Here is a 25294-nt window from a genome sequence, read left to right on the forward strand (position 1 = left end):
CGAGGGACCTCGACCCACCGACGGGGACCATAGCGGGTGACGGCACCGCTGCGGAATGGTCCAGAACACGTCGGGCGGCCTTCGGCCACTGTCATATGCCGCGTTATCCCCCGCAGTTGGACACGCCGACCGGGGGCCCGGGATGACGAACGTCACGCGGGGCGGGGCGCCGGGCGTGGACTGGGTCACGTGGCCCGTCTCACGCCCCCGGGGCGGGCCGGCCGCTCGGCGCTCCCCGGCCGGGCGCGCGCCGGGTGGCCCGGGTCACTCCTTGGGGGCGGGCGTCTGCTCCGGGGCCGTGTCCGGCCGGACCACGCCGAGGATCGGCATCGAGCCGGCGCCCGCGAGGGTGATCGAGCGCCCGGGACGCGGGGCGTGCACCATGGAGCCGTCGCCGACGTACATGCCGACGTGGCTGGCGTCGTCGAAGTAGATGATCAGGTCGCCGGGGCGCATGTCCTCGACGGCGACGTGCCTGAGCTGCTTCCACTGCTGCTGCGAGGTGCGCGGGATCGCCTGCCCGGCCGACACCCAGGCCTGCGAGGTCAGACCGGAGCAGTCGTACGACTTCGGGCCCTCGGCGCCCCACTGGTACGGCTTGCCGATCTGGGCCGTGGCGTACTCGACCGCCTTGCGACCCCGTCCGGTCGCCTCGGCGTCGAGGTCCTTCAGGATGCCGGAGTCGAGCCAGGCGGTCTGGGCCTTGGCCTGCGCCTCCCGCTCCAGCTCGGCGAGGCGCTCCTTCTCCTCCTTCTCCAGCTCGGACTCCAGCTTCTCGGCCGCCGCGATCTGCTTCTCGACCTTCTTCCGGGCCTTGGCCTTGGCCTTGCGGTTCGCCTCCAGCTCCTTGAAGCGGGCGGAGGCGTCCGCCGCGTAGGTCTTCAGGTCCTCCTGGGCGCGGGTCAGCTCGCCGAGCAGGCCCTTGGTGGCGCGCTGGCCCTGGATCACCCGGCCGGTGCCGTCGAGGAAGTCCTCGGGGTCGTCGCTCAGGACCAGCTTGGCCCCGTCGGGCAGGCCGCCGGTGCGGTACTGGGCGCGGGCCGCGGCCCCCGCGCGGTCCTTGAGGCCGTCCAGCCTCTCCTGGCCCTTGACGATCTTCTTGGCCAGCTCGACGATCTCGGCGTTCTGCTTCTGGGCCTTCTCCTCGGCCGCGTTGTACTCCTCGGTGGCCGAGGCCGCCGCGCGGTAGAGCCCGTCGAGCTTCTTGCGTACGGCTTCCAGGTCCTTGTTCGGCGTGGCGGCAGGGGTGGCCGGGGCGGCCGACGACGGTGACGGAGAGGGCGACGAAGAAGGCGAGGGCGAGGGGCCCGGGTCCGCGAATGCCGTGCCCGGTGCGGCCAGCACGGTGACCGCGCAGACCACGGCCACGGCCGCGGTCGTCAAGCCACGCTTCCCCGTACGCATACCTCGCCCCCAAACTGATTAACCGTCAGTAACATAGCCCGCTCGTGGGATCGTGCCATGCCGGCGCGAAAAGCGACAGAGGGCGACAGAGGCCGTGCTTTCCTGCCGCGTGCCCCCCGCTTCCCTCCCGCTCGCCTCCCGCTTCTCCCGGGGTGTGACGAACGTCGTACGAAGATCGTTCCCCGCTCGTCCGCCGCCGGCCCCGGTTCACGCGCGCGGCGCCAACGCCTCCCACCGCACCGTCACTTCGCCCTGCCGCCACCGCACCGGCCCGTCCGTCACCGGCCAGTCGGCCGTCAGGTCCCGCACGGCCCGCATCCAGCGCTGCCGGGCGCCGTAGGAGGCGTAGGGCGCGGCGGCGGCCCAGGCCCGGTCGAAGTCGCGCAGGAAGGCGTGCACCGGCTCCCCGGGGACATTGCGGTGGATGAGCGCCTTCGGCAGCCGTTCGGCCAGGTCGGAAGGGCGGTCCAGGGAGCCGAGCCGGGTGGCGAAGGTGACCGTGCGCGGCCCCTCGGGACCGAGGGCCACCCACACGTGCCGACGCCCGATCTCGTCACAGGTGCCCTCGACCAGCAGCCCCCCGCGCGAAGCCTCCGACGCCGGTGCGAGCCGCGCGCACAGCCGCCGCCAGACGGCGGCGACCTCGCCCTCGTCGTACTGGCGCAGCACGTTCGCGGCGCGGATCAGCAGCGGGGGCGCGGAAACGGGGACCTCGAAGCCGCCGTGCCGGAAATCGAGGCCCACGCGCGCGTACGGCTGGGCCGCCGCCACCCGGGCCGGGTCGATCTCGACGCCCACCACGCGCGCGTGCGGCGCGACCGTGCGCAGGCGCAGCAGCAGTTCCACGGCCGTCCAGGGGGCCGCGCCGTAACCGAGGTCGACGGCGACGGGGGCGGCGGCGCGGCGCAGCTCGGCGCCGTGCACGGCCGCGATCCAGCGGTCCATGCGGCGCAGCCGGTTGGGATTCGTCGTCCCGCGCGTGACCGTGCCCACGGGTCGGGTGGCGGGGGTGCGGGACGGCATGCCTACGAGGGTAGGCGGCCGTCCGCGCGGCATCGGCCCACGGGACGGGGGGACCCGTCCGGATCTCGAACGGTTGAGCGATAGGCGGTAATGATTCGGCAAAGGCCAGAAAATCGGAATGGAGGACCGCCCGTCCGGTGTTCCCACCCCTTGGAGGGCACGGCAGGTCCTCCCACCGGCATGCCCGCAGCGAGGAGGAACGGCTCGTGAGCCAGTACGTCAGCAGGCTCGGGCGTCGCTCACCGGCGGCCTCCCCGCGGCTCCGGCTGCTGCGCAGGCCCCGCCGCGTCGCCATGCTCTCCGTGCACACCTCACCACTGCACCAGCCCGGCACCGGCGACGCCGGCGGCATGAACGTCTACATCGTCGAGCTCGCGCAGCGTCTCGCCGCGATCAACATCGAGGTCGAGATCTTCACGCGGTCGACCACCGCCGCCCTCCCGCCCTCCGTCGAGCTGGCCCCCGGCGTCCTCGTCCGGCACGTCGACGCCGGCCCCTACGAGGGGCTGGCCAAGGAGGAGCTGCCCGCCCAGCTCTGCGCCTTCACCCACGGCGTGATGCAGGCCTGGGCCGGCCACCGCCCCGGCCACTACGACCTCGTGCACTCCCACTACTGGCTCTCCGGCCACGTCGGCTGGCTCGCCGCCCAGCGCTGGGGCGCCCCCCTCGTGCACGCCATGCACACCATGGCCAAGGTCAAGAACGCCAACCTGGCCGACGGCGACACCCCCGAGCCCGCCGCCCGCGTCATCGGCGAGACCCAGATCGTCGCCGCCTCCGACCGGCTGATCGCCAACACGGCGGAGGAGGCCGAGCAGCTCGTCCGCCACTACGCCGCCGACCCCGGCAAGGTCGCCGTCGTCCACCCCGGCGTCAACCTCGACCGGTTCCGCCCCTTCCCCAAGGGCTCCGTGCCCGGCCCGGGACAGCACGGCAACGCCCGCGCCGCCGCCCGCGCCCGCCTCGGCCTGCCCCAGGACGCGCTGATCCCGCTCTTCGCCGGCCGCATACAGCCCCTGAAGGCGCCGGACATCCTGCTGCGCGCCGTCGCCGTACTCCTCGACGAGCGCCCCGAGCTGCGCTCCCGCATCGTCGTCCCGGTCGTCGGCGGCCCCAGCGGCAGCGGCCTCGCCAAGCCGGAGGGCCTGCAGAAGCTCGCCGCGCGGCTCGGCATCGCCGACGTCGTGCGCTTCCGCCCGCCGGTGGGACAGGAACAGCTCGCCGACTGGTTCCGGGCCGCGTCCGTCCTCGTCATGCCCTCCTACAGCGAGTCCTTCGGCCTGGTCGCCATCGAGGCCCAGGCGGCCGGTACGCCGGTGCTCGCCGCGGCGGTGGGCGGCCTCCCGGTCGCCGTGCGCGACGGGGTCACCGGCCGCCTCGTCGAGGGCCACGACCCGGCCGCGTACGCGCGCGTGCTGCGCGACTTCGCCGACAACCCCGAGCTGACGCCCCGCATGGGTGACGCCGCCGCCCGGCACGCCCAGTCCTTCGGCTGGGACAGCGCCGCCGCCGCGACGGCCGACGTCTACACGGCCGCGATCCAGTCGCACCGCCGTCGCGTACGCTCGCACCATGGCTGAGGCACCAGAGAAGGCAGCACAGGTCGTCGAGGCGGCCCTGAAGGACGCCGACCTGGAGTGGGAGAGCCCCGAACCCGGCAACTACGTCGTCAAACTCCCCGGCACCCGCAAGCTCTCGACGACGGTCTCCCTCCTTCTCGGCCGCCACTCCCTCTCCCTCAACGCGTTCGTCATCCGTCACCCCGACGAGAACGAACCGGCCGTCCACCGCTGGCTCCTGGAACGCAACCTCAAGCTCTACGGCGTCGGTTACGCCGTCGACCGCCTCGGCGACATCTACGTCACCGCGAAGCTCCCCCTGGCCGCCGTCGCCCCCGACGAGATCGACCGTCTCCTCGGCCAGGTCCTGGAGGCCGCCGACGGCGCCTTCAACACCCTGCTGGAGCTGGGCTTCGCGTCCGCCATCCGCAAGGAGTACGCGTGGCGGACCTCGCGCGGCGAGTCGACGCGGAACCTGGAGGCGTTCCAGCACCTCATCGAGCGCTCCGGCGACTGACCGGACTCAGCCCCCCCGGGGCTCCTCGCGCGCCGCTCGTCCGGTACCGCCCGGGGGTGACCCCCACCAGGCGCTTGAAGTGCCGGGTCAGATGGGCCTGGTCGTAGAACCCGGTGGCGCCCGCCACGTCCGCCGGGGACCGTCCGGCCAGCAGCAGCCGCCGGGCCCGGTCTACGCGGCGCGACATCAGGTACTGGTGCGGCGCGATGCCGTAGGCCCCGCTGAACGCCCGTACGAGATGCGCCGGATGGGCGGGCACGAGCGTGGCCGCCTCCTCGAGTCCGATCCCCGCGACGACCCGCTCGTCGAGCAGTTCGCGCAGCCGCCGGGCGAGCACGGGGTCCCGGCGTGCGGGGTCCGTGGTCTGCGCGGGGCGCAGATGGGCGCGGAGCCGCTCGCCGATCAGCGTCAGCCGGCTCTCGGCCTCCAGCTCGTCGCCCGGGAGGGCGAGCGCGGAGTGCAGCTGCCCGACCCGCCGCCGCAGCACCGGGTCACGCAGGTCGGGAGCGTCCACGGCCGGCCCGATCAGCTCGTCGCCCAGCCGGGAGACGTCCAGGTACAGGACGCGCTTGCGGAAACCGTCCGGGGTGGCGGGGGAGCCGTTGTGCGGCACGTGCGGCGGCAGCAGCGACACCGTGTCGTGCGGGGTGCCGTGCTCGTGCCGGTCCAGGTCGTACCGTACGGCGCCGTCGTCGACGATGAGCAGCGTCCAGGCGTCGTGGACGTGCATCGGGTAGGCGTACTCGGTGTAGTGGGCGTGGAAGACCTCGACGACGCCCGGGACACGGGGCCGCCAGGCGAAGACGTCCGGCTGGGCGCTCCGCTGGTCCTTCCGTCGGCCGGGCATGCAAAAAACGTACAAGACCGGGCGGCGCGCGGGTCGGCAGTCTCACCGTATGAGCACGCACGACGCAGCCCACGAGGCCCCCGACTCCGAGGCCCCCGTCCGCTTCGACACCAAGATCGCCGTACTGCTGCGCGAGGACCTGGAGACCTGGCAGCGCCTCAACGTCACGGCCTTCCTGGTCAGCGGCCTGGGCAGCCAGTTCCCCGAGATCGTCGGGGAGCCGTACGAGGACGCCGACGCGGTCGGCTACCTGCCGATGTTCCGCCAGCCGGTGCTGGTCTTCGAGGGCACGAAGGAGACGCTGACGACAGCCCACGCGCGCGTGCTGTCCCGAGCCCTGCCCCGCGCCCTCTTCACGTCCGACCTCTTCGCCACGGGCAACGACCGCGACAACCGCGCGGCGGTGCGGGCGGTGGCGACGGCGGACCTGGACCTGGTGGGCCTCGCCGTGTACGGCCCGAAGAACGCGGTGGACAAGGTGCTGAAGGGGGCGCGGATGCACGGGTGAGCGGGGCACGGGTGCACCGGTGAACGCGGCGTGGGAGCACCCGTGAGCGGGCGGGCGGGATCAGACGGCGCCGGCGTCGACCCGGGGTGCGGGGGCACCGGACGTGTCCCGGGCGACCGGTGTCTCGTCGTCCTCCGGCAGCCCCCGCATGAGCCCCCAGTACCCGGCCGCCGCCACCGTGCCGACGACGGCGCAGATGCCCCACAGCCACTCGGCGCCCCAGCGGTCGATGACGAACCCGGACATCAGCGGCGCGACGAGGGCGGCGACCGCCCAGGACATGGTGTACATGCCCTGGTAGCGACCGCGCCCGTGCACGGGGGAGAGGCGGACGACGAGTCCGGTCTGGGTCGGCGCGTTGACGATCTCGGCGAGCGTCCACACGCACACGGTGAGGGCGAAGGCCCCGACCGACCCGGCGAAGGCGGTGAGCCCGAAGCCGTACCCGGCCAGCAGCGAGGAGACGACGAGCAGCAGCCGCGGATCGCGGTGCTCGATGAACCGTGTGACGGGAATCTGCAGGACGACGATCAGCACGCCGTTGACGGCGATCGCGAGCCCGAAGTCGGCGGGCGTGAACCCGGCCTCGCCCATCGCGACGGGCAGTCCCAGATACCCCTGCTGGAAGATCACGGCGACCAGGAACGACAGCCCGACGACGCTCATGTACCGCCCGTCGCGCACCACGGTCCACAGGGAGACGGCGGCGTCCTTCTCGGCGGCGTCGTCGGCCCCCGTCCGCTGCGGCCGGGACTCGGGCAGCTTCACGAAGATCAGAACGGCGCAGACGAGCGTCATCCCGGCCTCGATCAGGAACCCGGCGAGATAGCTGACCTCGGCGATGAACCCGGCCGCCATGGAGGAGACCGCGAAGCCGAGGTTGATCGCCCAGTAGTTGAGCGAGAACGCCCGGACCCGGTCCTCGGGCCGCACGATGTCCGCCATCATCGCCTGCACGGCCGGCCGGGAGGCGTTGCTCGCCATGCCGACCAGGAAGGCGACGGCGGCGATGGCCACCGGGTCCCGCACGAACCCGAGCAGCGCGACGGACAGCGCGGTGGAGGTCTGCGCGACGAGCAGCGTGGGCCGCCGCCCCATCCGGTCGGTCATCACCCCGGCGCCCAGCGAGGAGACGACCCCGCCGAGCCCGTGCAGGGCGGCGACCAGACCGGCGTACGAGGCGGAGTAGCCGCGGTCGATGGTCAGGTACAGCGCCATGAAGGTGGCGACGAAGGCACCGAGCCGGTTGACGAGGGTGCTGGTCCACAGCCACCAGAACTCGCGGGGGAGCCCGGAGACGGTCTCGCGTGCGGCACGTCTGAGTCCGGCGACTGACATGGTTCCCCCGAGGTGGCCGAGATGGATGTAAGCGTCCGATGCGGTGAGCACAACTTACGAACCCGTGGAGGGTGGGGGCCACTCGATTAACACTTCCCGTCAACCGTCCGCCCACCGGGCGCCCGCGCGGGGGATCGGGCCGTTGGATTACGCTCGGGCGTATGGCCGACGCACCGTACAAGCTGATCCTCCTCCGCCACGGCGAGAGCGAGTGGAACGAGAAGAACCTGTTCACCGGCTGGGTGGACGTCAACCTCACCCCGAAGGGCGAGAAGGAGGCGACGCGCGGCGGCGAGCTGCTCAAGGACGCCGGCCTGCTGCCCGACGTGGTCCACACGTCCGTCCAGAAGCGCGCGATCCGCACGGCCCAGCTCGCGCTGGAGGCCGCCGACCGCCACTGGATCCCGGTCCACCGCCACTGGCGCCTCAACGAGCGCCACTACGGCGCCCTCCAGGGCAAGGACAAGGCCCAGACGCTCGCCGAGTTCGGCGAGGAGCAGTTCATGCTGTGGCGCCGTTCCTACGACACCCCGCCGCCGCCCCTGGACCGCGACGCCGAGTACTCCCAGTTCTCCGACCCGCGCTACGCGGTCCTCCCGCCGGAGCTGCGCCCGCAGACGGAGTGCCTCAAGGACGTCGTCGGCCGCATGCTGCCCTACTGGTTCGACAGCATCGTCCCCGACCTCCTGACCGGCCGCACGGTCCTGGTCGCGGCCCACGGCAACTCGCTCCGCGCCCTGGTCAAGCACCTCGACGGCATCTCGGACGCGGACATCGCGGGCCTGAACATCCCGACGGGCATCCCGCTGACGTACGAACTGAACGCCGAGTTCAAGCCGCTGAACCCGGGCGGCACGTACCTCGACCCGGACGCGGCAGCGGCAGCGATCGAGGCCGTGAAGAACCAGGGCAAGAAGAAGTAACCGCCCACGAGTAAGCCCCCTACCTGCGATTTCTTCGCTGGGAGGGGGCTTTTCGCTGCCTCTGGGCCGTCTCTGCGCAGTCAGGGCGATGGGGCCGTGCGCTGCCTACTCCGCGCCGCAGGCGGACCGTTGAGTAGCGGTCGTACTCCGCACGATCTCACCAGCACTTGACGCGGACGCATCGGATGCGGCGTGGGAGTGGCTCCACGAGGGTCGCATCGAGACCCGACGAGCTCTCTGGCGGGCGGAGCCGTGCGCGGTGTCTGTCACCCACGCCAGGACCCGGATCACGTAGACCATCTGACCGGTGCTCTTCCTACCGACGGCCCACCGTCAGGACACCGAACTACCGGCGTATGCATACCGATTCAAGTGCGGCTCGCTCCGCGCCCCGCGCGCGGCCCGGCCCCCGACTGGGCCTGCGCTCCTATCTCCGCCCCACTCCAGCCCGGCCGGCGCCCGTGCCGCGCGCACAACACTCAGCCGCTTGCCGTGAAAGAAGGGGTACGTCGTGGCTGGGTCGGTCGGCTCTGCGGCTTTACGGAGCCACTTTGGCGCGAGCCTCGAAGACCACGGCCCCCACGTCGTGCTTTACCGGGCAGGTCCACAGACTGCCCGACGCGCCGAAAGCTACAGACTGCCCGACGCGCCGAAAGCTTACGGGGCCAAGATCACTCGCGCCAAAGCAGCGCCACCCCAAAGCCGCTCCGCCGACCTCACACCTCAGAGCGGGCCTGCTATTTATGGTCGGTCCAACAGCCGCGCGAATAGGATCGCTTCACCTTCATCCGATGTATTGCCATCCTGGCGACCCTTAGATTTTCCATAACTCAAGGCGCTTGCCGACTCATCGATCTCCTCTTCGAGCGCTTCATCGATTTTTTCCACGAGTTCCGTCAAGCCGAAGCTATCGGCAATCTCCCGCATTTCATCCAGATCGGGCGGGAAAGGGTCCCAACTACTGAACTCGTCATCCATGAATCGGGCGAAGCGCTCACTCATTTCGCCGCTCACCGCAAACATGTCGTCACCACAGTCCCTCAGGTGGCGAAATAGATGAGTCCAGTCTTCAGTCCCCCGCAAGGTGCTGCTGAGCCACCGATGAAGGGCGTCATGCGCCTGGTCCCACAAGGGCTCGCTTAGTCCGTAGTGGCGGAGCCTCATCAACAGTGTATTTGCCTCACTCTTCCCCCCTTTCCCTTCATTCCACCTACTTACGAGGAGCTCAACTCCACTCTCAATAGGTTGACGCTGCGAACCGTAGGAATCCACCTCGTCGAGCTGATAATAAAATCTGATCCTACGCTCATACTTCCCGAGAGGTTCACCGCGATAAGGCCCGTCATCAGCGCTCCACCTATCCTCCCGTTGCGGTGAAGGGGAATGAAATGTTTGCGACAACTGAGCGATCACCTTCTCTCGCTCGCTCAAGAAGAGCGAAAACAGTATCGATTTTTTCGAGCCTGGCTGGGTGGGCGATGCATACCGATACAAAGATGACAACTGCTCAAAGAAGACTGCGGACTCAATCACCGCCCTGAAAAGTTCTGCATCTTCGCTCAGCGTAAGAATTCCGAACTCCCGCACTGATGGGTTAGTGTGTCGAATAGTTGTACCAGCAGCCGAGTCAATCTCAATAGAGACGAAGGTACCTTCCAGAACTTCCAGGCAATCACGGAAGCTACCGCGTGAAGGTTGGAGACCGCAGGATTTACATAGCGACTCATGCGCTCGCCAAAGAGGATCCAATTCCACGTTTACAGGCAAGGTGCAAAGAACGAGCACCAACAGTCGCTGTTCCTGGGTTAGGTGACGCTCGAAGGCAAACCGCCAGATTCTCTCCGGGTGATCCAGGCTGACCACGACTCGCTGGGGGTACCCCGGCGAATCCGTATCAAAGGCCCTTCCTGTGCAGTACTCAATCATGCGAGGGCTATAGCCAGCGTGGTCTAGGATTTCCTTATACCCACCTTGCGCTACCTCGTGCATACAGTTTGGTGACACGTCAGAATGCCACAAGTGATTATACAGGATTTGAGCTCGATCCCTCCTGCTGTAACCGTTAAGCTCTAGGATGAATTGAAACTCTCTGTCAAGCCCATGCAGTCCTTCATACGCCCTACGAGCATCCCTGAGGATGTACTCGCGAGTCGTGAGAACTAGCTTCTTGTCTCCACCGTCTGAGATTCTATCGATAAGATCAGTCAGGCGGCGATCCTCATTTTTAGACATTCTCTCGGAAAATGTAATCTGCCCAAGGAAGTCATCGTAAATGAAGATTTGCTTGGACTCCCGATGCAGCACATGCCAGGCTTCGTTAATGTCTTGTGAAACTTCAATCGGCGTGTAACCTGCCGAAATATGCTCAGCCAGCAACATCTGAGCCAACGTTGTTTTACCGATGCCAGGGGGGCCTGAAATAAGGCAAACATTGTGTTCGTCTAGCATTCTTCTAGCGACAGAATACCCGGCGTTCACGACATATCGAGGCATGGCCTTTTCGATGCGTACCCGCAGAGCTTCGGCGCGGTTAGCAATTTCCGAATGCACTGCCCAAAAGAGCTGCATGCCAGTTGATACCCAGAGCTTCGCATGGCGCTGCTCAACTTGTTGATGCTGCGTGAGTAGAGCATCTACATCTCTGGCTCCCAGTACATCTTCGGGCCCCGACATCCAGGCAGAGAAAATTGAATAGATTTTCCACTTTTGACCAACGCTCAGGTCAAGACTGGTGATGAATTTGTAATGTGCCGGCTTGAGCTTTTTCGCCTTCTCGAATTCCTTAGAGGCGGCCGACATCAAGTGGGAGAAAGATGACTTCTGGTAATGCTTGCACTGGGCTACGCCGAGCCCCGCTGAACTCCGCCAGCGCAAATCAACTCCGCCGTCGCGGCCCGGAGAGAATCGCTCGAAATGGGTTCCCAAGTCTGCTGCGAGAAGGTCGCCCACAAGCTCTTCGAACTCGACATCAGAGAGAACAGAGAAGTCACGCATGATCCCATGATGACTGAGCCCAGGAGTCCACGAAGCAGGTTTACCTGAGAAACCCTCGGGCGCTTCAACGAACTACACCAGCTGCCGCATGCATGCGCGTACACCTCCGCAGTCGATCGAGCCCCTGACCGTCACGGGCCACCGCACTAATCCAGTGCAGGTGAGCGGCGCACAGTCTGAGGTCAGGCGCTCACCCAAGTTGCTTCGGGACGAAGAGGTCATTCCGCAAGGTGTGACCCAACGCGTCCGCCGTCGAGACTTGCATTGGTCGACGGCGGACAGCGTGGCTCGGGCCGGCAGGGGTACGGCGAGGCACACGCGCACCTGCGGTCGCCTGACCCGCCGTCGTAGCTGACTGTCGGCGGTTGAGGCTCGGACGATCCTGGGCCCAGAGACGTTCGAGGCGAAGGCACCGTGCCATTCGCATGCCAGATCCTGCGGGGTTTCACGGGGAACAGCGGGAACTCGCCCCGGGCGCGACCAGGACTCCAGCAACACCCCGCCGCAGGTCAACGCGGCAACTGCCACCAGGAAACCCAAGCTTCCCAAGCTGATGGCTCAGGCAGTGTGCTCACGGGCCGGCCGTCCTGGCTTCCTCTGGATCGACGACACCCCGACAGCGTGGCTGAGGCCAGTGGGAGTGCGGCGAGGCACACGCGAGCCTGGTCGGTTGGCGAACCCGCCATCGTGGCTGACTGTCGTCGGTTGAGACACAGACGACTTGAGTCCACCGTGCACCGTGAGGACCAGCTGAGGTGACGTCCCTGTCCTGCGTGATTCTGAGATGTCGAAGGGGAATGCAGCCCTGTGGCGGAGTAGGGCCAGGGGAGGGGCAAACAGGTGGCGCAACGGGGCAGCGGCCGAGGCAACGACTATCAGCGGCAGCAGCAAGCTTTACGACGTGCCCAAGAGCAACGGGCGCGACAAGCGGAGCGGGAGCGTAAGGCCGCCGAGACGGCCAGCAAGCGGCAGGGACGCGAGCGGAAGGCTGCGTATCAGGAGCAGCAGGCCGAGCAGGCGCGGGTTCGCACGATCGGGGTCGAGCACGAGGTCGAGCAGCTTGGACAGTTGCTCCGTGACGCGCTGGTGGGGGATCCGCCGACGACCTTTGAGCGCCGGCGGATGACTCGCACGCCGAGGAAGTTAGACGAGCGTCCTTGGTCTCGTCCGGAGCCTTCCCCGCGATGGGAGGAGTTCGCACCACCGGAGCCCGGTGGCCTGGCTGCTGTCCTTGGTCTTGGCAGGAAGCGCTATGAGGCTGAGGTTGCTGAGGCGCGTGTGCGGTTCGGCGAGGCACAGGATCGGCATCGGAGGGCCGAAGAGAAGCGGCTGGCAACGCTGGAGCGGAAGCGTGCCGAGCATCGCCAGGCCGAAGCGCAAGCCCTTGAGGAGGTGGCGACCCTCAATGCAAAGTTGGATGAGGAGCGCGAGGCGTACAGGGCCGGGGAGCCCGCGGCGGTCGAGGCTCATCTAGGAGCCGTTCTGGATGCGTCGGTGTACCCAGTGGGCTTCCCGCACGCGCATCGAATCGCCTTTCGCCCTGCCACCGGTGACGTACTCGTTGAGATCCACATGCCGCCTGAGGCGATCGTTCCCACGGCGCGGGGCTACCGGTACGTGAAGAACCGAGACGAGACGATCGTCCTGCCTCGTCCGGAGAAGGAACGCAAGGAGATCTACGCATCCGTCCTGGCGCAAGTCGCTCTGAGGACAGTCCACGAGGTCCTGACGAGCGATCCGGACGGGATCGTCAATGGCGTGATCCTGAACGGCCACGTGAGAACCGTCGATCGGGCCACCGGTCAGGAGGTCTCACCTTGTCTGGTGACGCTCAGCGCCAGCAGGGAGCAGTTCGGGAAGCTCCGTCTCAGCCAGGTTGATCCAGCGCAGTGCCTCAGGGGGCTCAACGCCCTGGTATCGCCCAACCCCTATGATCTCGAACCGATCCGCCCCATCGTCGAGTTCGACCTGTCGAAGTACCGGCTCATGGACAGCATGGATGTCGTCGCCGGCCTGGACAGCAGGCCCGTGCTGGTGAAGCTGACGCCCACCGAGTTCGAGCACCTAATTCGCCAACTGTTTGAGGCGATCGGCATGGAGGCTTGGAACACCCAGGCGTCCAAAGACGAGGGCGTTGACGCGGTGGCCGTAAGCAAGGACCCCGTCTTCAACGGTGAGTGCATCATTCAGGCGAAGCGCTACAGCAAGCTCGTGGGTGTTGAGTCCGTCCAGGCGCTCGCCGGAGTGGTCGAGCACAAGCGTGCTGCCAAGGGGGTCCTGATCACCACATCGTGGTTCGGCAGGGCCAGCCACGACTTTGCCCGACAACATGGCCGGCTCCAGCTCATCGAAGGGCCGGAACTCAAGTACCTGATCAAGGAACACCTTGGCAAGGATGTGATCCCGGGCCCGGTTCCGCCGAAGAGGCGTCCATCGCGCTGAGGCCAGCGGGCGGCCCACTCAGACCGAGGAGCTGGGCCGTCCGAGGCCGCTCGGCAGTGGTCAATGACGACCAACGACGACCACGCGGCGGACGATCCCATCGTCCCTCACCAGCAAGAACGCAGGGCCGCCAAGATCCCCGGCAAGACCCAGGGCAAGAAGAAGTAGGCCCCCGTCCTGCGGTTGCTTCGCGGGGTGGGGGCCGACTGGTGCTTCCGGGCTGCTCGCGGGACGGGGCCTGGGTGGTTGGGGCCGTGTCAGGATGGCGGCCAGGCGTCGGCCATCTCGAAGGAGACCACCGTTCCGCCGAAGCGGCTGGGACCGGCGTGCCACGAGTCGGCGACGGAGTCGACCAGCTGCAGCCCGCGCCCGTGCGCGTCGTCGGCGTCGGGGCGCCTGAGCCGCACGCTCTCGGGGAGCCCTTGATTGTGCACCTCGACCCGGAGCGAGGTCCCGGCGCGGAACCATTCCACCCGCACCCGCCAGGGCGCGTCCGATGTGCCGTGGACGACGGCGTTGGTCACCAGTTCCGAGAGCAACAGGACGCAGTCGTCGACGGAGCAGGCCGGCTGGTACGGCGTGAGGAACTTGCGGAACCAGCGCCTGGCCCTCGGTACCGATTCGGCGACGGGGTGCAAGGTCATCGCCCCGAGTCTCGGCGAGTCCTCACACGGACCGCGGTCGATCGCGTAGGTCACGCGCACTCACTCCCCGCCGCTGCTCCCACGGCAGCCGATGGACCGATCCCGTACGACGCCATGCAGCACCCCTCATTCAGCAAGTCATCCGCGACATCTCTAGACAGATACTGTGGCCAACATCTCTAGAGACGTCAAGTCGCCTGCCTCGAAGTCCCTTTGAGGGCGCGAGGTCGCTACTCGCAGCGAGCGAGCCACCAAGCTGTGGCCTAAGGTGTCTAGAGAAGGAGAGGAGGCCCACGGGATGGCCAACACCGGAGACGACCGTCGCCCCAAGTACCAGCGGATCGCCGACACGCTGCGTGAAGCGATCAGGTCGGGCGAGTACGGCCCCGGTGACCGGCTCCCGGGGGAGAACGACCTCATGACCGCGCACGGCGTGGCCCGCATGACCGCCCGCCAGGCCTTGAGCGTCCTCCGGGACGAAGGCGTCGCCGAGGCCCGCAAGGGTGCCGGCGTGTTCGTCCGGGAGTTCCGCCCGCTGCGCCGACGGGGCATCCAGCGTCTGGCCCGGCAGCAGTGGGGCAACGGCCGGTCCATCTGGGCGGCCGACATCGAGAACCGCTCCCTTGAGGTGGACCAGGTCACGGTGTCCGAGGAAGCGGCTCCTGAGAGCGTCGCGGCGGTACTGGACCTCGCCGAGGGGGAGCCGGTGTGCGTGCGACGCCGGCGCTTCGTCCTGGACAGCAAGCCCGTCCTGCTGGCGACGAGCTATCTGCCCGCCGCCCTGGTCGCCGGGTCCGCGATCACTCAGGAGGACACCGGGAAGGGCGGGACGTACGCCCGGCTCGCCGAACTCGGCTATGAGCCGGTGCACTTCCGCGAAGAGGTTCGCTCACGCATGCCGTCGAGGGACGAGGCGAGCCAGTTGAGCATGGCGGCGGGCACCCCGGTCATCCTCGTCTGCCGCACAGCGTTCACGGACGAGGGTCGCGCCGTCGAGGTCAACGAAATGACGCTGGATGCCGCCTCGTACATCCTGGAGTATGACTTCGACGCGTGAGGCGGGAACGGCGGCTCGGAGAGGATGCGGAAGGTAGCCCAGCGTGATTCGCTGGTATACGCAACTGCACACTCACGATGCGAGGACGGATCACATGAGTGCAAGCGGAGAAGCTCGCGCCCGACTGCAGCAGATGCGCGACAAGGCGGATGAGTTGAAGGCCGCCTCGGAGCAGACCAGTGATCCGGACGAGCGGAAGAGGCTTCAGGAGAAGGCCCGAAGGCTGCAGAGCCAGAGTGAAGAGGAAAGCATGGAGCGGGGCGGGGACATCTATCCCCCGGCGTGAGTCCGGTGGGCTATGTTCTGGAGTCATGACTACCGGGACGGCTTCGCGCCACGCACGGATTGGTGACCCGGTGCTTCTCTGAGCGCCGTAGGGGCCGGTGTCGGCCCGCTGCTGAGACGAGGTTCCCGCGCTGTCGCGCGGGCTCCGCCTCCGTCGTGTTGATCACAGGCTCGATGGATCAACTATGACAGGAGACTCCTTCATGCCCACCAAGACGTTGCAGATCCCGACTGCGGACGGACGGGCCGACGCGTTCGCAGCCTTTCCCGGCGACGGGGAGCGGTACCAGCGGTACCCGGCGGTCCTGATGTACGCGGACGGCTTCGGAATCCGGCCCGTGCTGCGGGAGATGGCCCGCGAACTGGCCGGGCACGGGTACTACGTACTCGTGCCCAACTACTTCTACCGGCACGGCCCGGCGCCGGTCGTCGAGCTTCCCGAGCACATCGGAGAAGAGGCCCGGGGTGCGGTCTTCGCCCAGGTGATGCCCTTGATCGAGGCGCACACCGCAGAGCGCGTCCTGCGCGACGCCGACGCCTTTCTCACGTTCCTCACCGCTCAGCCCGAGGTCGGTGCCGGACCGGTCGCGGTGACCGGCTACTGCATCGGCGGCCTCCTGGCGACGCGCACGGCCGTGGCCCACCCGGACCGGGTGGCCGCCCTCGCCGCGTTCCACGCGCCCGTGGGTGCCGACGGTCCTGGCAGCCTCGCCAAGCTCACGGCCGAGGTCCACTTCGGTCACGCCGAGAGCGACTTGACGCCCGAGGCCCTCGGTGTGCTCAACCAGGGCCTGGACGCGGCAGGCGTCGGCTACACCTCCGAGATCTACCCCGGCACCGTCCACGGCTTCACCATGTCCGACACCGACGCCTTCGACGCCGCCGCGCTGCGGCGCCACTGGGAACGCCTGCTGCCCCTTCTCGGCCGCACCCTGGAGCGCGGTGGGGAACCCGGTCACCCGCCTCGTTGACGGGTGCGCGGTCGGCTCTGGCAGGTCATCCGTTGGCCATCGACGAAGCCCGACCGTCGGTTGGGTCCCGGACGATTCTCCGGGCCGCCCCCAGACAGGCCGGGGATGCAACCATTCCTTACAGAGCTGGAACCCCCGGAAGCCGACCGCGCGCTCACGAGCCTAAAGGCCGGCACTGACAACGGGCGGTTGGATGAGGGCCGTTCAGCGGCGCTGCGCCCGGTGGCGGGCGCGTCGGGGCCGTGGTCCGTGCGGAGTCGCTGTCAGCGGGAGGGATTCCGGCGTCCCGGTCTCGTCGGTCAGGGGGCCGGGTCGGGCGGCTCCACGATCGCGCGCAGGGCTGCCAGGTGGCCCTGGTATGCGGCCCGGCCCTGTCGGGTCAGGCGGAGCCACACGCGCTGGCGGGTGTCGCGGACGGCCTTGCGCTGTTCGACGTAGCCGGCGTCCATCAGGACCGTGACGTGCTTGCTCAACGCGGAGGCGGAGAGGCCGAGTTGGTTTTGGACCAGGGCGAATTCCGCCTCACCGGCGCCTTCCAGCAGGGCGCAGATGCGCAGGCGGTGCGGGGCGTGGATGGTGGTGTCGAAGCCGTCCAGCGGGTCGCGGGGCTCGGCGCTCACGCGGTCCTCCGGTGCAGGCGGACGAAGGCGAGGTGGAAGCCGACGGACACGGCCGCGCCGAGCAGTGAGGTGGCGATCAGCCAGGCAGGCCGGCCCGTGGCGCCGAAGGCGTACGGCCCCCCGATCAGGAGGAGTGGGAGGCCGATCATGAGCGGCAGAGTCGCCCGCTTCGGCAGGACGTCCAGCCGCAGTGCTACGCCGGTCCTTTCGCGCCACGCCTTCGTCGCGACGGAGAGCAGCGCAGCGTAGAGCGCGGTGATCGTCAGGAGCGTGGCCATCCAGGCGGGGCGCGGGAGCAGCCAGTCGCCGTCGGTCATGACGCCGCCGAGGACGATCGGGAGTACGGCGACATAGAGCGTCAGCGTGATGAAGAACCAGGTCGGCCACGGTGTGGCCGTCAGTGCCGTGGCCGACGCCCGGACGCGCTCGGTGTCGGCCAGGGCGGCGCGAGCCTGCTCCGGCGTGAGGGGTACCCCGTTGGTTTCCATGACGGAAACAGTAGCAGTCTGTTTCCGGTGTGGAAAGACGCGAGTTTCCGCAGTGGCAAGTAAGTGGTTCGCTGTGCTGTGGGCCTCAGTTCGCCGCCGGCGGCGCCTCGGAGCCGGCCCCGGCCTCGACCGCGTACCCGGGTACGGACGGCCACCGCACCGTCAGCACCACGGACTCCTCCTCCGCGTACCAGGAGTGGTCGACGCCCCTGCCCCACACGACGTAGTCGCCCTGCTCGGCGAGGACGACGCTGCGGCCGGGGAACTCCACCCGGAAGCGGCCGCTGACGAGGACTTGCAGGGCGGTGCGTTGCTCGCCGGTGACCCAGTGGGCGCGCTCGTCGCCCTTCGGGTGGACGCCCCACTTGATCTCCACGTCCTCGCTGTGCCGGGGGTCCGAGGCGTCCTTGAAATGCCCCAGCAGCCAACCCCGGTCCAGTGCCGCGTCCTCGCCCGCGTTGCCCACGTACACGTCGTCCGTCATGGTCCCGGAAGCTAGCAGCCGACTGTCCCCGGGAAGCGCATCGTCCTCAGGACGGTTCCACCGGCAGCCACAGTTCCGTCGTCGCCGTCGTGAAGTCGTCCGTGCGGTCCAGCACGGAGACGATCGACGGACCCGGGCGCAGGCGCCACGGGTTGGAGGGGAACCAATCGGACGCGGTGGCCGCCCAGGTGGTCTGGAGGGCGTCCGGGTAGGGGCCCGAGCTGCGGAAGACCGCCCACGTGCCGGCCGGGACCTCGATGGCGTCGAGGTCGTCGGGGGCCGGGGTGGACCCGGAGACCGCGACGCCGTGGAGGTAGGTCAACTCCGTGCCCTCCGGACTGTCCTGGGCCACGTCGTCGGTGACCTGGAGCAGGCCCGCCGGGTCGGTGTCGCCCAGGGACTTCAGGCGGGCGTGGGTCTCTTGGGGGAGGGCGGCGATGTGCTGCTGGATGTGCGGGTTGACGCCCTCGTGGATGAGCGGGACGCGGGTCGCGTGGCCGATCAGGCGGAAGGCGGGGCGGTCGGTGAAGCGGGTGTCCATGGGGGTGCTCCCTTCGACGGTCAGGCGGAACCTGAGCTGCGGCTGTGTCCGAAGGGGGCCGCCGTCGCGGCGTACCTCGCGCGGAGCGGCGCCGTGGACCGAGCGGAACGCGCGTCCGAACGCCTCCGTCGAGCCGTAGCCGTACCGGACGGCGACGGTCAACAGGTCGTCCTCGCCCCGTACGACGTCGGTGGCGGCCACCGTCATGCGGCGCCGCCGGACGTACTCCGACAGCGGCATGCCCGCCAGCGACGAGAACATCCGGCGCAGGTGGTACTCGGTCGTGCCGAGCCTCGCGGCCAGCGCGGGGACGTCCGGTTCCTCGCCGAGGTGGTCCTCGACCAGGTCGGTCAGGTGGTTCAGTGCCGGGATCATGCGGCCTCCCTTCGGCATCCACCGTGGCAGGGGGCACGCCGGCGGCGCCCGATCGCCGCGGTCCGGTTCGGTCGGTTCGGTCGGTCGGGTCCGCCCGGTCGGTAAGGCGTACGCGGGGGATTAACCTCCGGTCATGCCGAGCTTCGAGATCACACCGATAGGTACGGTCCGCAACGACCGGACGGATGTCCAGCACACGGACAACTGGGGTGCCGTCCGCAGCACGATCACCGTCGACGAGCGTTTCGGCGAGGCGTGCCTGCAGGGGCTGGAGGACTTCTCCCACGTGGAAGTCCTCTTCGTCTTCGACCAGTTGCCGGAACTCGACGACTACCGCGAGCCCCGCCCGGGCCGCGGCCGGTCCGATCTGCCGCCCGTGGGCGTCTTCGCGGGCCGCGGGCCCCGGCGGCCGAACCGCATCGGGTCGACGCGCTGCGCCGTCGTCTCCGTCCACGGCCGGGAACTGACCGTGGTGGGCCTGGACGCGGTCTCCGGTACGCCGGTCGTGGACCTGAAGCCGGTCATGGCGGAGTTCAGCCCGGCGGACGTCCGGCAGCCGGAGTGGGTCGGCCGGCTGATGGCGGACTACTTCCGGCCGTAGGCGGGCGGGCTGCTTTCAGCCGTGGGAGGGGGCTGCTTGCGGCCATCAGCCGGTGGCCCTGCTTTCGGCCCGGGGCGGGTGAGCTGCTCTCGGCCGGGGGGCGGGTGAGCTGCTCTCGGCCGTCGGCAGGTGGGCTGTTTCCGGCCCCGGGAGGGCGGGCTGCTCACGGTCGTGGGCAGGCCGGGTGCTGCCGGCCGCCGACGGGGCCGACCGTTCAGCTCGCCGGCGTCAGGTGTCCCCGGTTGCCGCGGCGGCCCCGCAGGGTCTGCCACACCGCCCCCAGGGCCAGCGACTGGACCAGGGCCGAGAGCACGATGCCGCCGACGAAGAACCACGCCGGGGCGTCGCCGCCCCAGCCCGCCTCCCCGAGCCAGGCCACGAAGCCGAAGGCCGGGAAGGTGAACAGGGCCGGCCAGACCCAGACGAGGGACGCGTCGGGGCCGCTCGCGAACAGGGGCTGTGCCACGGCGACCGCCATCGCACCGCCGACCGCGGTGAGGTACACCGCCGAGACGCGGTTGGCGAGGGCGAGGCGGACGACGGCGCGTATGCGGTCGGTCCGGCGGGTCCGGGCGGCGTTCGGCTGGGTGCTGTTCATGGGATCCGGGCTCCCGGGGTGGTGGTCGTGGTCGTGCTCCTGCATCCAGGGTCGACCGCGAGCCCGCCCCGGGCCTGAGTACCCGTACTCAAGTCCGGGGTGACGCGGTACCCGCCCGCGGGAGGCCTGCCCGGCCTATACCGACAGGGGGACCTCGTGGATCTCGTCCGCCTTGTGGCCCGCGCGTTCGTGCACACGCTGGACCGCCTCGGCCGACGGCCCCTCGGAGAGGCAGTAGATGGTGCCGGAGGCCGGGTCCGCCCACGCCTGTTCGAAGTGGACGTTCTCGTCCTTCTCCAGGGCCAGGTCGGCCTGGTGGGCCTGGTGCAGCTGGTCCGAGGTGATGCCGTGCATCCCGTGGTGTACGTCCATGAAGTGAGTCATGGCGCCTCGCACCCCCTTCAGGGTCCTGCTTCCAGGGTGCGCCCGTATGGCGGCCGGGGCGACCCCGGCCGTCACACCACGGTCCACCCGTACGGCGTGCGGGTGGACCGCTACCGCGTCAGCCGCACTGGCAGGGGCTGCCCGACTGGCAGCCGCAGCCGCAGCCCGAGCCGCAGCCGCACGCGGCGATCAGCGGGAGGCTGCGGATCTCGGGGGGCTGCTCGGTGGGGCGTTCCTGTGCGGGGTCGGGCTTCGTGCTGGGGGAATCGGCCATGGTTCCTCCTGGAAGCGGGTGCGTGGATCTCTGGGTCCCTGGATCCCTGCGACTACTGGCTCTCGGGTCCATTGCACGCCCCCAGTGGCCGTCGCATCAACGGCGCACGGGAGCGAACGCGCGCCCCCGGCCCGCTCCCGCGCAGCCTCGGCTCAGGCCCCCTCGACCTGCGTCGCCGGCTGGATGTCCGCCTGGAGGTCGTCCGCGTGCTCGCCGGTGACCAGGTAGACCACGCGCTTGGCGACCGCGACCGCGTGGTCGGCGTACCGCTCGTAGTAGCGGCCCAGGAGGGTGACGTCGACCGCCGTCTCGATGCCGTGCTTCCAGCGGTCGTCCATCAGGTGCTGGAAGAGGGTGCGGTGCAGGAGGTCCATCGCGTCGTCGTCCTGCTCCAGCTGGAGCGCCAGGTCGACGTCCTTGGTGATGATCACCTCGGCCGCCTTCGCCATCAGGCGCTGCGCGAGCTGGCCCATCTCCAGGATGGTCGCGTGCAGGTCGTGCGGCACCGCGCGCTCCGGGTAGCGCAGCCGGGCCAGCTTGGCCACGTGCTGGGCCAGGTCGCCCGAGCGCTCCAGGTCGGCGGACATCCGCAGCGAGGTGACGACGATGCGCAGGTCCGTCGCCACCGGCTGCTGGCGGGCCAGCAGGGTTATCGCCCGCGCCTCCAGCTCGTGCTGGAGGTCGTCGACCTTCTGGTCCGCCTCGATGACGGCCTCGGCCAGTTTCAGGTCGGAGTCCAGGATCGCGGTCGTGGCGCGTCCAATGGCCGACCCGACCAGCCGGGCCATCTCCACCAGACCGTCACCGATCGAATCAAGTTCCTCGTGGTACGCGTCCCGCATCAGGATTCCCTCTCGTACGTCCGTTTAAGGGGCTCGAAGAGCGGCCACGCGCCCCTCGCCGTGCCCCCACGCTTACACGTTCCGGCCTGTACGCGTCCGTTTCCGGCACCCCAAATGAACCATCCCTGGCTCCAAGGTGAACTCTGGGCGACGAGTGTTCGAGGTCGCACCCGGATGGCTGGGGCCCGGACGTACGCCGTGCCTAACCTGGAGACATGGACGTGAACGCGGCGGTCGCCGCAGTGGCGGCGATCGCCGGAGTACTCACCGGTGTCATCGCCATGCTGGCGTTCCGCTGGAGCGAGCGGGAGCAGAAGCGCCCCACGCGCACCTCGCTCCACACCGACCCCGTGCTGCCGCCCGGTGTCGACACCGTCCTGTCCGTACTGCGCTCCTCCGCGGTCGTCCTCGACGAGGCCGACGCCGTGGTCAAGGCCAGCTCGGCGGCGTACGCCCTCGGCCTGGTCCGGGGCGGCAGGCTCGCCGTCGAGCCGATGCTGCAGATGGCCAGGGACACCCGGCGGGACGGGGAGATACGGCAGGTCGAGCTGGACCTGCCCCGGCGCGGGAACGGGCGGGGGGAGGCCCTCGCCGTCTCCGCGCGCGTCGCGCCCCTCGGCTCCCGGCTGGTGCTGCTGCTGGTCGAGGACCTCACCGAGGCCCGCCGCATCGAGGCCGTACGGCGCGACTTCGTCGCCAACGTGAGTCATGAGCTGAAGACGCCGGTGGGGGCGCTGTCGCTGCTGTCCGAGGCCGTGATGGACGCCGCCGACGACCCGGAGGCCGTGGAGCGGTTCGCCGGGCGGATGCAGATCGAGGCGACCCGGCTGACCAACCTGGTGCAGGAGCTCATCGACCTCTCCCGGGTCCAGAACGACGACCCCCTCGACGACGCCGAGCCCGTCCGGGTGGACGAGCTGGTCGCCGAGGCCATCGACCGCTGCCGGCACGCCGCCGGTACGAAGCAGATCACCATGGCCGCCGGAGGTACGGCGGATCTGCACGTGCGCGGCAACCGCGGCCAGCTCGCCGCCGCCCTCGGCAACCTCGTCGAGAACGCCGTCAACTACTCGCCGGCCCGCACCCGCGTCGGCATCGCCGCCCGCCGCGTCGCCGCCACCGGCGGCGACCTGATCGAGATCGCCGTGACCGACCAGGGCATCGGCATCTCGGAGAAGGACAAGGAGCGCGTCTTCGAGCGCTTCTACCGCGTCGACCCGGCCCGCTCCCGGGCCACCGGAGGCACCGGCCTGGGTCTCGCGATCGTCAAGCACGTGGTCGCCTCGCACGGCGGGGAGGTCACGGTGTGGAGCGCCGAAGGCCAGGGCTCCACCTTCACCCTGCGGCTGCCGGAGGCGGGCCCCGCCCGCGACCGCGCGCAGCGGCGGTCCGACCGCGCCGGGCTCAGTGACGAGACCGAGCGGCCGTCCGCTTCCCCCCATGCCTCGCGTTCCTCGCATTCCCCCCATACATCCCCGTACGAAACGTTTCCCGCCCCGGAGGTCCTTCCGTGACCCGTGTGCTCGTCGTCGAGGACGAGGAGTCCTTCTCCGACGCCCTGTCGTACATGCTCCGCAAGGAGGGCTTCGAGGTCGCCATCGCGACCACCGGCCCCGACGGACTCGACGAGTTCGAGCGCAACGGCGCCGACCTCGTGCTCCTCGACCTGATGCTGCCCGGCCTGCCGGGCACCGAGGTCTGCCGCCAACTGCGCGGCCGCTCGAACGTTCCCGTGATCATGGTGACCGCCAAGGACAGCGAGATCGACAAGGTCGTCGGGCTGGAGATAGGGGCCGACGACTACGTCACCAAGCCCTTCTCCTCCCGCGAGCTGGTCGCCCGCATCCGTGCCGTACTGCGCCGGCGCGGCGAGCCGGAGGAGGTCGCCCCGGCCGCCCTGGAGGCCGGTCCGGTCCGCATGGACGTCGACCGGCACGTGGTGACCGTCGGCGGCACCAAGATCGACCTGCCGCTCAAGGAATTCGACCTGCTGGAGATGCTGCTGCGCAACGCCGGCCGCGTGCTGACGCGCATGCAGCTGATCGACCGGGTGTGGGGCGCCGACTACGTGGGGGACACCAAGACCCTCGACGTCCACGTCAAGCGGCTGCGCGCCAAGATCGAGCCCGACCCGGGCGCGCCGCGGTACCTGGTGACGGTGCGCGGGCTGGGGTACAAGTTCGAGCCGTAGGCCGGCCCACCGGCCCTCGGGCCGGAGGATGTGACGAAGGGCGGGACCTCACGGAGAGGTCCCGCCCTTCGGTCGTACGGCGCTCAGTGGCCGGCTTCGGCGTCCGTGCCGGTGCCGTTCTCCTGGGAGGTGCCGTCGGCGTCGGCCGAGGTGCCGTCGGCCGGGGCACCGGACTCGCCGGCCTCGCCGGAGGGCGCACCGGCGGACTCGCCGGCCGAGGGGGCGCCCGAGGACTCGCCGTCGGCAGGCTCGCCCGAGGCGTCGGCGGAGGCCGTGTCGGAGGGCGTCGCGCCCGGGGCCGACGGGACGTCGCTCGGGCCCCACTCGGTGAAGTAGCTCTCGGCGGGAACGACGAGGGCGCGCAGGCTCACCTCGCCGGTCTTGCTGAAGGTGAAGGTGATCTTCTGCGCGTTGCCGTCCTGGAGTGCCTCGCGACTGCTGGGCAGCACGGCGGCGGCGTTGCCCTCGCCGCCGAGGATCAGGCGGCCGCCGGCCGGGACGACCAGGTCGCCCTTCTCGCCCTTGGCGGGCTTCAGCTCGGCGGACTTGCCGGTGCCCGGGACGGTGACGGACTCGAGGGTCTGGTCCGACCGGCCGTTGTTGAACAGGGTGACGGCGACCACGGCCGGGCCGGTCGACTCCAGATCGGGCTGGGTGATGACGACCGCGTTCTGCACGTCGATGTCGCCGACGGTCGTCGCGGCGTGGTCCGGCTTGATCTCCAGCGTCTGGGCGTTGTGACCGGCACCGCACGCGGCGAGCGAGGCGATCGAGAACGCGATGGCGGCGGCGGCGAGGGCACCGCGTCGAAGGCTGCTGCTCACGGCGGCGGCAACTCCTTGGACTCGAGCGTGGTGGCGGCAACGGATAAAGCCGCCCTAAGTGGCTGTCAGCGGCCTTAGGCTACCGAGCCGTTCTCGGGCCGCCGCACCCGACCCTCCCCGAAGACGCCCGGCTTCGCCCGGCAGGCGGTAGGACGCGGGCGCGGTGCGGGCGGGGTGACGGGGGCGGCCGGGGGCGTTCCGCACCTCGTTTTGGCGGCTCGTACTCGTCCGACATTCAGCTATGAAGCCTCCGCCATACCGGTCGCGGATCGGTACGCGAAATTTCCGTGAAGGAATGCGCGGACGGCCAGGAAATTGATCACCGGTGGGCCCGGGCGGGGCACCTCGTGATCAATTCCGGATTCGTCCGGAACCCCGCCACGGCCACCGAACGGAGTAGCGGAAGTCGCACGCGTGGAAACGGACATATCGGGATCTTCGGGCATGCGGCGAGGGCTCCGGGAGCGTGTGACGTGCGTGTTTCGGGCGGCCGGAACAGCCGCTCCGACCTGCGAATACTTTCTTCCGCTCGCCCGGCGCAGCACGTTCCTGTTGCTGTT

General features: G+C 69.3%; 26 protein-coding genes and 1 pseudogene. 12 read left to right on the top strand and 15 right to left on the bottom strand.

Annotation, left to right across the window (positions count from 1 at the left end; all coding sequences use genetic code 11):
• Positions 1–264: 264 nt before the first annotated feature.
• Together D1J63_RS19945 and D1J63_RS19950 are read right to left on the bottom strand one after the other, a co-directional pair.
• Positions 265–1404 (bottom strand): C40 family peptidase, encoded by a 1140-nt coding sequence (locus tag D1J63_RS19945; protein WP_125630438.1) that lies wholly within the window; start codon positions 1402–1404, stop codon positions 265–267.
• Between the two features lie 207 nt (positions 1405–1611).
• Positions 1612–2427, bottom strand: coding sequence for a class I SAM-dependent methyltransferase (locus D1J63_RS19950; protein ID WP_125630440.1), 816 nt, complete (start codon positions 2425–2427; stop codon positions 1612–1614).
• A 206-nt stretch (positions 2428–2633) separates the two neighbouring features.
• Between D1J63_RS19950 and mshA the strand changes: the two genes are divergently transcribed.
• Together mshA and D1J63_RS19960 are read left to right on the top strand one after the other, a co-directional pair.
• The gene (gene mshA, locus D1J63_RS19955) at positions 2634–4007 is read left to right on the top strand and encodes a D-inositol-3-phosphate glycosyltransferase (RefSeq protein WP_125630442.1); all 1374 of its coding nucleotides are present in this window, start codon (positions 2634–2636) and stop codon (positions 4005–4007) included.
• Positions 4000–4503, top strand: a complete 504-nt coding sequence (locus D1J63_RS19960) for a YbjN domain-containing protein (protein WP_125630445.1) — start codon at positions 4000–4002, stop codon at positions 4501–4503. Before mshA ends, D1J63_RS19960 begins: the two co-directional genes overlap by 8 nt.
• On the opposite strand, the gene D1J63_RS19965 is transcribed toward D1J63_RS19960, so the two are convergent.
• Positions 4481–5350: an AraC family transcriptional regulator gene (locus D1J63_RS19965; RefSeq protein ID WP_125630447.1), complete on the bottom strand. Its 870-nt coding sequence runs from the start codon at positions 5348–5350 to the stop codon at positions 4481–4483. The genes D1J63_RS19960 and D1J63_RS19965 overlap by 23 nt on opposite strands.
• 49 nt (positions 5351–5399) lie before the next feature.
• Between D1J63_RS19965 and D1J63_RS19970 the strand changes: the two genes are divergently transcribed.
• Positions 5400–5858, top strand: coding sequence for a DUF2000 domain-containing protein (locus D1J63_RS19970; RefSeq protein WP_125630449.1), 459 nt, complete (start codon positions 5400–5402; stop codon positions 5856–5858).
• Positions 5859–5918: 60 nt separating this feature from the next.
• Here the strand turns inward: D1J63_RS19970 and D1J63_RS19975 are convergent, their stop codons facing one another.
• A complete protein-coding gene (locus D1J63_RS19975; RefSeq protein WP_125630451.1) occupies positions 5919–7196 on the bottom strand; it encodes an MFS transporter in 1278 nt (425 codons plus the stop codon).
• A 161-nt stretch (positions 7197–7357) separates the two neighbouring features.
• Between D1J63_RS19975 and D1J63_RS19980 the strand changes: the two genes are divergently transcribed.
• A complete protein-coding gene (locus tag D1J63_RS19980) occupies positions 7358–8119 on the top strand; it encodes a phosphoglyceromutase (RefSeq protein WP_102928664.1) in 762 nt (253 codons plus the stop codon).
• A gap of 103 nt (positions 8120–8222) precedes the next feature.
• Positions 8223–8492 (top strand): annotated as a pseudogene (locus tag D1J63_RS37255) (hypothetical protein); the annotation flags it as partial.
• 368 nt (positions 8493–8860) lie between these two features.
• Here D1J63_RS37255 and D1J63_RS19990 read toward each other — a convergent pair.
• The gene (locus D1J63_RS19990; RefSeq protein WP_125630453.1) at positions 8861–11113 is read right to left on the bottom strand and encodes a restriction endonuclease; all 2253 of its coding nucleotides are present in this window, start codon (positions 11111–11113) and stop codon (positions 8861–8863) included.
• Between the two features lie 840 nt (positions 11114–11953).
• Here D1J63_RS19990 and D1J63_RS19995 point away from each other — a divergent pair.
• Positions 11954–13555 carry a restriction endonuclease gene (locus tag D1J63_RS19995; RefSeq protein WP_125630455.1) on the top strand — a complete coding sequence of 534 codons (1602 nt, stop codon included), beginning with the start codon at positions 11954–11956 and terminating at the stop codon, positions 13553–13555.
• Between the two features lie 257 nt (positions 13556–13812).
• Here D1J63_RS19995 and D1J63_RS20000 read toward each other — a convergent pair whose 3' ends face one another.
• The gene (locus D1J63_RS20000) at positions 13813–14253 is read right to left on the bottom strand and encodes an ATP-binding protein (RefSeq protein WP_125630457.1); all 441 of its coding nucleotides are present in this window, start codon (positions 14251–14253) and stop codon (positions 13813–13815) included.
• A 244-nt stretch (positions 14254–14497) separates the two neighbouring features.
• Here D1J63_RS20000 and D1J63_RS20005 point away from each other — a divergent pair, with 244 nt between their 5' ends.
• The 3 genes from D1J63_RS20005 to D1J63_RS20015 all read left to right on the top strand — a co-directional run bounded on the left by D1J63_RS20005 (position 14498) and on the right by D1J63_RS20015 (position 16512).
• Positions 14498–15256: a GntR family transcriptional regulator gene (locus tag D1J63_RS20005; RefSeq protein WP_125630459.1), complete on the top strand. Its 759-nt coding sequence runs from the start codon at positions 14498–14500 to the stop codon at positions 15254–15256.
• A gap of 94 nt (positions 15257–15350) precedes the next feature.
• Complete coding sequence (locus tag D1J63_RS20010) at positions 15351–15542, top strand: DUF6381 family protein (protein WP_125630461.1); 192 nt, start codon at positions 15351–15353, stop codon at positions 15540–15542.
• A gap of 202 nt (positions 15543–15744) precedes the next feature.
• Positions 15745–16512 (top strand): dienelactone hydrolase family protein, encoded by a 768-nt coding sequence (locus tag D1J63_RS20015; protein WP_125630463.1) that lies wholly within the window; start codon positions 15745–15747, stop codon positions 16510–16512.
• Between the two features lie 299 nt (positions 16513–16811).
• On the opposite strand, the gene D1J63_RS20020 is transcribed toward D1J63_RS20015, so the two are convergent.
• From D1J63_RS20020 to D1J63_RS20035, 4 genes are all read right to left on the bottom strand, one after another.
• Positions 16812–17132 carry a transcriptional regulator gene (locus D1J63_RS20020; RefSeq protein WP_125630465.1) on the bottom strand — a complete coding sequence of 107 codons (321 nt, stop codon included), beginning with the start codon at positions 17130–17132 and terminating at the stop codon, positions 16812–16814.
• A complete protein-coding gene (locus D1J63_RS20025) occupies positions 17129–17620 on the bottom strand; it encodes a hypothetical protein (RefSeq protein WP_125630467.1) in 492 nt (163 codons plus the stop codon). The genes D1J63_RS20020 and D1J63_RS20025 overlap by 4 nt, the downstream gene beginning before the upstream one ends.
• A gap of 85 nt (positions 17621–17705) precedes the next feature.
• Entirely contained in the window at positions 17706–18104 is a 399-nt protein-coding gene (locus tag D1J63_RS20030) for a signal peptidase I (protein ID WP_125630469.1), read from the bottom strand.
• A gap of 46 nt (positions 18105–18150) precedes the next feature.
• The gene (locus D1J63_RS20035; RefSeq protein WP_164712899.1) at positions 18151–19020 is read right to left on the bottom strand and encodes an AraC family transcriptional regulator; all 870 of its coding nucleotides are present in this window, start codon (positions 19018–19020) and stop codon (positions 18151–18153) included.
• Between the two features lie 133 nt (positions 19021–19153).
• On the opposite strand from D1J63_RS20035, the gene D1J63_RS20040 reads away from it, so the two are divergent.
• The gene (locus tag D1J63_RS20040) at positions 19154–19621 is read left to right on the top strand and encodes an SAM-dependent methyltransferase (RefSeq protein ID WP_125630473.1); all 468 of its coding nucleotides are present in this window, start codon (positions 19154–19156) and stop codon (positions 19619–19621) included.
• A 214-nt stretch (positions 19622–19835) separates the two neighbouring features.
• Here D1J63_RS20040 and D1J63_RS20045 read toward each other — a convergent pair whose 3' ends face one another.
• The 4 genes from D1J63_RS20045 to phoU form a co-directional block, all read right to left on the bottom strand.
• Complete coding sequence (locus D1J63_RS20045; RefSeq protein ID WP_125630475.1) at positions 19836–20219, bottom strand: hypothetical protein; 384 nt, start codon at positions 20217–20219, stop codon at positions 19836–19838.
• Between the two features lie 135 nt (positions 20220–20354).
• Positions 20355–20603 (bottom strand): SCO4226 family nickel-binding protein, encoded by a 249-nt coding sequence (locus D1J63_RS20050; protein ID WP_125630477.1) that lies wholly within the window; start codon positions 20601–20603, stop codon positions 20355–20357.
• Between the two features lie 118 nt (positions 20604–20721).
• Positions 20722–20877 (bottom strand): hypothetical protein, encoded by a 156-nt coding sequence (locus tag D1J63_RS36760; RefSeq protein ID WP_164419559.1) that lies wholly within the window; start codon positions 20875–20877, stop codon positions 20722–20724.
• Positions 20878–21029: 152 nt separating this feature from the next.
• Complete coding sequence (gene phoU / locus D1J63_RS20055) at positions 21030–21719, bottom strand: phosphate signaling complex protein PhoU (RefSeq protein WP_031047766.1); 690 nt, start codon at positions 21717–21719, stop codon at positions 21030–21032.
• Positions 21720–21934: 215 nt separating this feature from the next.
• On the opposite strand from phoU, the gene D1J63_RS20060 reads away from it, so the two are divergent.
• Both D1J63_RS20060 and D1J63_RS20065 read left to right on the top strand, forming a co-directional pair.
• Complete coding sequence (locus D1J63_RS20060) at positions 21935–23233, top strand: ATP-binding protein (RefSeq protein WP_125630479.1); 1299 nt, start codon at positions 21935–21937, stop codon at positions 23231–23233.
• Complete coding sequence (locus D1J63_RS20065; RefSeq protein WP_052842909.1) at positions 23230–23910, top strand: response regulator transcription factor; 681 nt, start codon at positions 23230–23232, stop codon at positions 23908–23910. Before D1J63_RS20060 ends, D1J63_RS20065 begins: the two co-directional genes overlap by 4 nt.
• An 83-nt stretch (positions 23911–23993) precedes the next feature.
• On the opposite strand, the gene D1J63_RS20070 is transcribed toward D1J63_RS20065, so the two are convergent.
• Positions 23994–24734 carry a copper chaperone PCu(A)C gene (locus D1J63_RS20070; RefSeq protein ID WP_125630481.1) on the bottom strand — a complete coding sequence of 247 codons (741 nt, stop codon included), beginning with the start codon at positions 24732–24734 and terminating at the stop codon, positions 23994–23996.
• Between the last annotated feature and the right edge of the window lie 560 nt (positions 24735–25294).

This window comes from Streptomyces sp. KPB2 (assembly GCF_003950055.1).
GTDB classification, from domain to species: domain Bacteria; phylum Actinomycetota; class Actinomycetes; order Streptomycetales; family Streptomycetaceae; genus Streptomyces; species Streptomyces salinarius.

What these genes read in the sequence shown, in the direction of transcription:
- D1J63_RS20045 (WP_125630475.1), bottom strand. Translation starts at nt 20,219, where the DNA reads ATGAACAGCACCCAGCCGAACGCCGCCCGGACCCGCCGGACCGACCGC.
- D1J63_RS20035 (WP_164712899.1), bottom strand. Translation starts at nt 19,020, where the DNA reads ATGATCCCGGCACTGAACCACCTGACCGACCTGGTCGAGGACCACCTC.
- D1J63_RS19950 (WP_125630440.1), bottom strand. Translation starts at nt 2,427, where the DNA reads ATGCCGTCCCGCACCCCCGCCACCCGACCCGTGGGCACGGTCACGCGC.
- D1J63_RS20060 (WP_125630479.1), top strand. Translation starts at nt 21,935, where the DNA reads ATGGACGTGAACGCGGCGGTCGCCGCAGTGGCGGCGATCGCCGGAGTA.
- D1J63_RS19975 (WP_125630451.1), bottom strand. Translation starts at nt 7,196, where the DNA reads ATGTCAGTCGCCGGACTCAGACGTGCCGCACGCGAGACCGTCTCCGGG.
- D1J63_RS19970 (WP_125630449.1), top strand. Translation starts at nt 5,400, where the DNA reads ATGAGCACGCACGACGCAGCCCACGAGGCCCCCGACTCCGAGGCCCCC.
- D1J63_RS19945 (WP_125630438.1), bottom strand. Translation starts at nt 1,404, where the DNA reads ATGCGTACGGGGAAGCGTGGCTTGACGACCGCGGCCGTGGCCGTGGTC.
- phoU (WP_031047766.1), bottom strand. Translation starts at nt 21,719, where the DNA reads ATGCGGGACGCGTACCACGAGGAACTTGATTCGATCGGTGACGGTCTG.
- D1J63_RS36760 (WP_164419559.1), bottom strand. Translation starts at nt 20,877, where the DNA reads ATGGCCGATTCCCCCAGCACGAAGCCCGACCCCGCACAGGAACGCCCC.
- D1J63_RS19980 (WP_102928664.1), top strand. Translation starts at nt 7,358, where the DNA reads ATGGCCGACGCACCGTACAAGCTGATCCTCCTCCGCCACGGCGAGAGC.
- D1J63_RS19990 (WP_125630453.1), bottom strand. Translation starts at nt 11,113, where the DNA reads ATGCGTGACTTCTCTGTTCTCTCTGATGTCGAGTTCGAAGAGCTTGTG.
- D1J63_RS20025 (WP_125630467.1), bottom strand. Translation starts at nt 17,620, where the DNA reads ATGGAAACCAACGGGGTACCCCTCACGCCGGAGCAGGCTCGCGCCGCC.
- D1J63_RS20015 (WP_125630463.1), top strand. Translation starts at nt 15,745, where the DNA reads ATGCCCACCAAGACGTTGCAGATCCCGACTGCGGACGGACGGGCCGAC.
- D1J63_RS19965 (WP_125630447.1), bottom strand. Translation starts at nt 5,350, where the DNA reads ATGCCCGGCCGACGGAAGGACCAGCGGAGCGCCCAGCCGGACGTCTTC.
- D1J63_RS20005 (WP_125630459.1), top strand. Translation starts at nt 14,498, where the DNA reads ATGGCCAACACCGGAGACGACCGTCGCCCCAAGTACCAGCGGATCGCC.
- D1J63_RS19960 (WP_125630445.1), top strand. Translation starts at nt 4,000, where the DNA reads ATGGCTGAGGCACCAGAGAAGGCAGCACAGGTCGTCGAGGCGGCCCTG.
- D1J63_RS20010 (WP_125630461.1), top strand. Translation starts at nt 15,351, where the DNA reads ATGAGTGCAAGCGGAGAAGCTCGCGCCCGACTGCAGCAGATGCGCGAC.
- D1J63_RS20050 (WP_125630477.1), bottom strand. Translation starts at nt 20,603, where the DNA reads ATGACTCACTTCATGGACGTACACCACGGGATGCACGGCATCACCTCG.
- D1J63_RS20040 (WP_125630473.1), top strand. Translation starts at nt 19,154, where the DNA reads ATGCCGAGCTTCGAGATCACACCGATAGGTACGGTCCGCAACGACCGG.
- D1J63_RS20030 (WP_125630469.1), bottom strand. Translation starts at nt 18,104, where the DNA reads ATGACGGACGACGTGTACGTGGGCAACGCGGGCGAGGACGCGGCACTG.